Origin of the sequence: Nocardiopsis sp. TNDT3, from assembly GCF_003427465.1 — a bacterium.
In the GTDB taxonomy this organism is placed as follows: Bacteria; Actinomycetota; Actinomycetes; order Streptosporangiales; family Streptosporangiaceae; genus Nocardiopsis; species Nocardiopsis dassonvillei.
This window is the reverse complement of sequence record NZ_QPFC01000101.1, coordinates 1-2,873: the sequence shown is the minus strand read 5'-3', so window position 1 is coordinate 2,873 and position 2,873 is coordinate 1. Positions and strand designations below refer to the sequence as shown.

Below are 2,873 nucleotides of genomic sequence, written 5' to 3'. Positions count from 1 at the left end.
GATGCTCCCCGCGCCCCTCCCCCCTCCGTCCTCCGGTACGCCGGTCAGGAGTCGGCGGCCCCGTCCCGCGCCAGCGGGCGGAACCGGCGCAGCCGCTGGCTGTTGCTGACGACGAAGACGCTGGAGAAGGCCATGGCGGCTCCGGCGATCATGGGGTTGAGCAGCCCCGCCGCCGCCAGCGGGATCGCGGCGGCGTTGTAGGCGAAGGCCCAGAACAGGTTGCCCTTGATGGTGCTGAGGGTCCTGCGGGAGAGGCGGATGGCGTCGGCGGCGGCGCGCAGGTCGCCGCGCACCAGGGTCAGGTCGCTGGCCTCGATGGCCACGTCCGTCCCCGTGCCCATCGCCAGCCCCAGGTCCGCCTGGGCCAGGGCGGCGGCGTCGTTGACCCCGTCGCCGACCATCGCCACCGTGCGCCCCTCGCCCTGCAACCGCTGCACGACCTCGACCTTGTCGCGGGGCAGGACCTCGGCGACCACCTCGTCGATGCCGACCTGGTCAGCCACCGCACGGGCCACCGCACGGTTGTCCCCGGTGAGCAGGATCGGGGTGAGCCCCAGCTCGCGGAACCTGCGCACGGCCTCGGCGCTGGTGGGCTTGACCGTGTCGGCGACCACCAGCACGCCCCGGACGCGGCCCTCCCAGCCCACCGCCACGGCGGTGCGGCCCTCCGCCTCGGCGTCGGCGAGGGCGGCGGCCAGCCGCTCGGGCAGAACGGCGCCGTCCTCCTCCAGCAGCGCGACCCGGCCGACGGCCACGGCGCGGCCCCCGACGGTCCCCCGGACTCCCAGGCCCTCGGCGTTGGCGAAGTCCCCGGGGGACGGGAGCGCGCCCACGCGGTCGGCGGCCCCGGCGGCGACCGCCCGCGCGATGGGGTGCTCGGAGGCGTTCTCCAGCGCCCCGGCCAGGCGCAGGACCTCGTCCTCGTCCTCGCCCTCGGCGGTGAACACGCCGGTCAGGGTCATCCGGCCGGTGGTGACGGTGCCGGTCTTGTCCAGCACGACCGTGTCCACGCGCCGGGTGTCCTCCAGCACCTCGGGGCCCTTGATGAGGATGCCCAGCTGGGCGCCGCGCCCGGTGCCCACCATCAGGGCCATGGGCGTGGCCAGGCCCAGGGCGCACGGGCAGGCGATGATGAGCACCGCGACCGCGGCGGTGAAGGCGGTCGGGGCGGACGCCCCCAGCACGAGCCAGACGACGAGCGTGGCGAGCGCGACGAGGATGGCGATCGGGACGAAGACCCCGGAGACGCGGTCGGCCAGGCGCTGGACCTCGGCCTTGCCGTTCTGGGCCTCCTCCACCAGGCGCGCCATCTGGGCGAGCTGGGTGTCCGAGCCGACCCGGGTGGCGCGCACGACGAGGCGCCCGCCCGCGTTGACGGTCGCGCCGACCACGGAGTCGCCGGGGGCGACCTCCACCGGCACCGACTCACCGGTGAGCATGCTCATGTCCACGGCGGAGGTGCCCTCCTCCACCACGCCGTCGGTGGCCACCTTCTCCCCCGGCCGGACGAGGAAGCGGTCGCCGACGACGAGCCGGTCCACGGGCACCGACTCCTGTCGGGAGTCCGCGCCGCGCAGGACGGTGGCCTCCCTGACCCCGAGTTCGAGCAGGGCGCGCAGGGCGGCGCCCGCGCGCCTCTTGGAGCGGGCCTCGAAGTACTTGCCGAGGAGGATGAAGGTGGTGACCCCGGCGGCCACCTCCAGGTAGATGTTGCCCGACCCGTCGCCGCGGGCGACGGTGAACTCGAAGGGGTGGGTCATCCCCGGCATGCCCGCGGTCCCGAGGAACAGCGCGTACAGCGACCACAGGAACGCCGCCGACACCCCGAGGGAGACCAGCGTGTCCATGGTGGCGCTGCCCAGCCTGAGATTCTTCCAGGCGGCGACGTGGAAGGGCAGCGCGCCCCAGACGACCACGGGCGCGGCCAGGGTCAGCGAGGCCCACTGCCAGTGGGTGAACTGCAGGGCGGGGATCATCGCCATCGCGATGACCGGTACCGACAGGACCGCGCTGACGATCACCCGGTCGCGCAGCGCGCGGGCGGGGTCGGCGGGTTCCGCGGCGTCCTCGGCCGTCTCGGGTTCGGCCCGGGGGACGGTGGCGGTGTAGCCCGCCTTCTCGACCTGGGCGACGAGGTCCTCCACCGGGGTGGGCGTGCCGTCGAAGGAGACGCGGGCCCTCTCGGTGGCGAAGTTGACGGTGGCGGTGACCCCGTCGAGCTTGTTGAGCCGTTTCTCGACCCGGTTGGCGCAGGCGGCACAGGTCATGCCGCCGATGTCCAGTTCGACCGGTGCGGTGTCGGCCCGGCCCGCCGCGGCTGCGCTGCTGCTCATAGCCCTTCCTCGGTCCTCCGTGACGTCCCCGTGCTCTCGTGGACGGTCCTGCGCTCCGGGGCCGGGCGGCCCCGGAGCCCGGTGCGGGCGGACGTCCCGCCCGCGCGCCGGAACTCCCCCGCGGGCCGGGGTCGGCGGTGCGCCGTTCCCGTCCGGACCGCGGGGTCCGGTGTGCGCGTCAGCCGCGCACCTCGTACCCGGCCTCGTCGATGGCGGCGCGGACCGACGCGTCGTCGACCGGGCCGTCGCTGGTGACGGTCACCTTCTTGCTGTCGAGGTCGACCTTGACGTCGGTGACCCCCGCGACCCCGCTGACCTCCTCGGTGACGGAGTTGACGCAGTGTCCGCAGCTCATGCCGTCAACGGTGTAAACAGCGGTGCTGGTGGCAGCCATTTCGCCTCCTGGGGCATGTGTGCTGTACCGGTCCTGCTGGGACCGGTCTCCGATGCACTCAACATACCCCTTGGGGGTATGGTGCTGTCAAATGTCCGCCGAGCGCGCCGCCCCCGGAAACGACGAAGGCCCCCGCACGCGACGTG

2 protein-coding genes are annotated in these 2,873 nt (G+C 74.1%); both read right to left on the bottom strand.

The features are described from left to right. Positions 1-44: 44 nt before the first annotated feature. Positions 45-2,333, bottom strand: coding sequence for a cation-translocating P-type ATPase (locus tag DQW06_RS02870; RefSeq protein WP_117197902.1), 2,289 nt, complete (start codon positions 2,331-2,333; stop codon positions 45-47). 178 nt (positions 2,334-2,511) lie between these two features. Next, entirely contained in the window at positions 2,512-2,727 is a 216-nt protein-coding gene (locus tag DQW06_RS02865) for a heavy-metal-associated domain-containing protein (protein WP_013155418.1), read from the bottom strand. Between the last annotated feature and the right edge of the window lie 146 nt (positions 2,728-2,873).